This window comes from Alteromonas sp. 14N.309.X.WAT.G.H12, assembly GCF_036697315.1.
Classification (GTDB): Bacteria; Pseudomonadota; Gammaproteobacteria; order Enterobacterales; family Alteromonadaceae; genus Alteromonas.
The window spans coordinates 1-4,272 of sequence record NZ_JBAHZB010000174.1 but is presented as its reverse complement, the minus strand read 5'-3'; the positions used below and the strand labels follow the sequence as shown (position 1 = coordinate 4,272).

The following is a 4,272-nucleotide window of genomic DNA, read 5'->3' as shown; positions in this document are numbered from 1 at the left end:
TTATTTATGTGGCTACACCGCACAATTTTCACTTCCAAAATGTGTACGATGCGCTGTGTGCAGGAAAACATGTTCTCTGTGAAAAACCCATCACCATAAGCAGCGATGAGTTCCGTCAGCTTTCTGATCTTGCGAAAAAAAAGGGGCTTTTCTTAATGGAAGCCATGTGGACCTATTTCTTACCCTCATTGCTTATGGCGAAACAGTGGGTAGCAGAAGGACGAATTGGCACCATTAAACACATTAAAGCGGATTTTGGTTATTTAGTGCCCTATGAACCCGAAGGCAGAATGTACAATCCGGATTTAGCCGGAGGCTGCTTGTTCGACATGGGAATTTACCCCCTCGCTCTGGCGCAGTACTTTACCCCAGGTAAACTTGAGGATATTGTCGTTAGAGCCCACATTGCCCCCAGCAAAGTAGACGACGATGTCATCATACTGGCGTCATGCAACAAGGTAAAACTGACTTTGGCGACATCGTTTCAGTGCAGAATGCAAAATGCCGCGTTGATCATTGGCGATAAAGGCTATATTAAAATTCCCAATTTCTGGCGGGGAAAATCCTGCGCCTTATACCAGCTTGACGAAAAAATTGATGAATATACCGATAACTCACCGGGCTCGGGATTGCATTTTGAAGCCCAAGCGGTGGCAGAGGCCATTGCCAATGGACAGGGTGAACACCCGTTAATGCCCCACGCCAGAAGTTTGTTATTACAGCAACAATTAGAACGTATACGCGCGCTGTTTTAAAACAGGCGCATATAGCGGTGTAACGCTTCTTTGAAATGCTCAAGCAAATACTGCGAGGCCATTTCTTCGTCTCTGTCAGCACAGGCTTGTAATATACGCACGTGCTCTTTCAAGGAGCTTTTCACCAAAGTAGGTGTGAAGTGGTGCTCAAGTTGAATGAGTTTAATGTAATGCCGTAAACGGGTTGCAGTAACTTCAACTAATTCGTTGTTGAGGCTGTTGATCATCACGCCATGAAACTTAAGCTCCATGGCTTCGATGTCGGTTAGCATCCCGTCATTGATCCCCTCTTTATCAACCCGTTCGATCAGTGCTATGTGCTCATCAATCAAGCCGTTAATCACCGATTCTTGCCCGTATTGGGCAAAATTACGCGCTGCCGCACTTTCGATAATAGAGCGAAACTGATACGTAGCCCGTATAAATTCTAAGTCGGGCTTTCTAAACTGAATGCCTGAACGGGGGTGAATCACTAACATATTCTCACTTTCTAACACCCGCAACGCATCGCGAAGTGGCTGGGTGGGAATATCCATTAATTGAGACAATTCACTCTGCGACATAAACGCGCCGGGGACGAGCTTTCCTGAAAACACCCACTGTAGAATTTTTTCATAAGCGGCCTTGCTTAAAGAAACTGTCGGCTCATTGGTTTTACTTTGCTGTTTTGCCACGTTATAGAGTGTTCCTGTAAAATTTTGTAATGTTGCACTGATATTTCAATTCGCATTATATACCGCCCGCCACAAGAATAAAGCGTTGAATTTATTTAACTGCAGCCAATAAATGGTAACGCTTTGCTTGTATCTTTACCCGGGTTACAGATGGCGATGAATGGATTTTTGGGCAAGGGTAAGGGAAAAGAGTTCCTCTAATTTTAAATCCTTCAATACTGAGCTATCCATCAACCCTTTTATTCAATTCATCTATCCATTGATTAAATTGAGATATCGTTGTTTCGTGTCGCCGTTTTAGCTTCAACTCATCACACATCACATCTACAGGCGAATGAGGGTTCTGGGCAATAGCAAATTTAGCAAGCCCTAACGCTTCTTCATATGCTAACTCATTCCATTTTCTCTCATAACCGAAGGCATCAACACCTCGCCATTCGATTAAATCAACCCTGTCCTTAGGCTCCAACCAAAGTGTTGGCGAATATCCAGGTTTTTCATTAATCCCAGCGAACCCTTCAACAATTTGACGTAAATAAGTTATTTGTTTCTTGCTGGTTCTGGCTAATCCGTGCAAATTAGCAATTTCCAGAGCAAGTGAATGCAGGGTTATACCTGGACGCTCTGCTAATAGCTCTTTTATTAGGGTGGTGAGTTTCACAGCATATTCTGGCTTAAAGTAATCAGACGCATTCAGCGGACCATTTTGTGCTAGTTATACATTGATACATTAATGCGGTCTGTTGGTTGTTTTTCAAGCGTGAAGAATTTGTTGGAATGTTCCTTTGCGATATAACGCTCGCGTAATAGGCGCGAGCTTGCGAGCGTCCTAATTGACGCGTTTGTTAGATTTTTACTCATCGTATCCTCGAATATCCTCATGAGATGGAACGAATAACGGCATCACAATTCCATCTTTTTGTTCAGAGAGCCTCTTTTCTCGAATAAGTACCATTTGAACAAAGTAAATCACCGAGCTTCTGGCTAACTTTAATGTATATAGCGACTCTCTTAAGAACATCTCATAATCAAAATGCTCTAAACATCCAGAGTGACTTGTTGAGATTCCACCAAAATCATGAAGGACAGTAAAACGATGAGTAGAAGAATTTCTTGATACTTGTTTTTCAAACAAGTATCCGCTTTTATTTGAAAGATCCCTTGAGACCTCAGTCAAAGCTAGTAAAGCAGTATTGCCATCTTCTATTTCTTGCAATATTTTTGGCTTAAACTCTTCTTTAGCGTCTTTTTCCTTTCGCTTTTTAAACCAAGCTTCTTTAAACGAGGTTCTCTTAGCGCCACCAATTTCGAGATATGATAATGTCGCTACGGCTACTTTATCTAAAATATCTAATGCACTACGCTGCGCCAAAGCTAAAGCCGATTCATTAACCCCATAACAAGCATAATTTAAAGTGTCGTTATAGCTTCCCGTTTCATTGAACAATCGATTATAAGCATTAAAAAATAGTTGTCTTGCAAGAATGTAGTCAGATTTTAAAATGTTTATCATGGCGAATATTTCAGGAACTGAACTATTACCACTAACTTTAACACCCACAGACGAGATATTAATATTATCCCAATATTTTGAGTCATGCTCATGAGAATGAATCGTCGGAGATAATGTTAGGTTATTTGAAACAACAAAACTCTCATATTCATCGCATTCATTAGCAGGCTTCTTTTTTTCTCCAGTGTGAATGTCTTTTATCTCATCTACGATGCCTTTCACACCATAACCACCAGCGTAAGAATATATGGTTTCTAGATTGTTTTTTGCATGGGTTGCCAAATATTCAATTTCTTCTACTAGCAATACATAGTCACCCAACTCTTGCTGCAATGCGTACTTGAGCATTTTTAAAGCACCTGAGCTTGCGACTCCATTTCTAGGGTTCTCTCTCAGAGCTAGCGTGTAGAAATCATATGCCTCAACCCAACGATAAGATGACCACAAAAGGTTTCCTAAATTGGTGAAAGATTGTGATCTTATGTCAAATGAAGCATTAGAGGCGTTTGCCGCCACATAGAAATATTGTCTTGCTTCTAATCTAGAATCTTCTGTCTCTTGGTACCAGCTAAAGCCTTTATATGTCGTAGACAGAGCCAAAGCATGTAATCCGTTGGCCAGGTTATACTTTAACTCTGAGTTGTCTTGGTAATTGACAACGGCATTACGAAATATTTTAACTCCTTTGAGGACCACATCATGGTTTTTAACCATTGCTCCTGCATCTACAAGAATTGCTGCCTTCAACAATTCAAAGTTAATGTTTCCTGAAAGCTTTAAAGCTTCATTGATAGCTTGAGCAGGGTCATCATCGAGCAGCCTCTGTAGCTTTTCTGAGATATCAGCTATTTCCACTTAAACTCCAAGAAATCTAACGCCCTGCTAAGGGGCCGTTGCGAGTGTTGTTGGCGAAGCCAGCGAGTAACTGTCCCGCAGCGTTTTTTGCTGCGAACTTGAGCAGTTTGTATGGATAATTATTCCCTAAATTCACCACATTTCCTTTTCAAAGATGGGTAAATTGAGGCCCAGACTTTGGCTGCAACCAAAGTTGGCTGCGTGGTAGTTCGATTAAGCGAAGGCTCCTCAATTGAGAGACCGATAACAAACATGAACGCCACACAGTGCTCCAAGCAACATACTCGAATAGTCGACTGGGCCTCGAGCTCGCATTTAGCAAACCAGAGTTAGCTTATTATGAATAAATTAGTAGTGCAAAACATAAACGTGGGTGTAGATGTAGGTAAAGATTTTCTCGATATACACATTCGGCCCTTGGGCGAATACTTCAAAGTGAGCAACGATAAGAAAGGCATAGGGGAGGCGATAAATA

The 4,272-nt window shown here is 41.5% G+C and carries 4 protein-coding genes and 1 pseudogene; 2 read left to right on the top strand and 3 right to left on the bottom strand.

Going from position 1 to position 4,272, the window contains the following annotated elements; translation table 11 throughout:
- The coding region (locus V5298_RS19910; protein ID WP_332933168.1) for a Gfo/Idh/MocA family oxidoreductase at positions 1-755 on the top strand (755 nt) is incomplete at its 5' end.
- Here V5298_RS19910 and V5298_RS19905 read toward each other — a convergent pair.
- The 3 genes from V5298_RS19905 to V5298_RS19895 form a co-directional block, all read right to left on the bottom strand.
- A complete protein-coding gene (locus V5298_RS19905; protein WP_332933167.1) occupies positions 752-1,429 on the bottom strand; it encodes a GntR family transcriptional regulator in 678 nt (225 codons plus the stop codon). The genes V5298_RS19910 and V5298_RS19905 overlap by 4 nt on opposite strands.
- A 223-nt stretch (positions 1,430-1,652) precedes the next feature.
- Complete coding sequence (locus tag V5298_RS19900; RefSeq protein ID WP_332933166.1) at positions 1,653-2,090, bottom strand: hypothetical protein; 438 nt, start codon at positions 2,088-2,090, stop codon at positions 1,653-1,655.
- Between the two features lie 192 nt (positions 2,091-2,282).
- Positions 2,283-3,797, bottom strand: a complete 1,515-nt coding sequence (locus tag V5298_RS19895) for an LA2681 family HEPN domain-containing protein (RefSeq protein WP_332933165.1) — start codon at positions 3,795-3,797, stop codon at positions 2,283-2,285.
- Between the two features lie 339 nt (positions 3,798-4,136).
- Here V5298_RS19895 and V5298_RS19890 point away from each other — a divergent pair.
- Positions 4,137-4,272 (top strand): annotated as a pseudogene (locus tag V5298_RS19890) (IS110 family transposase); the annotation flags it as partial.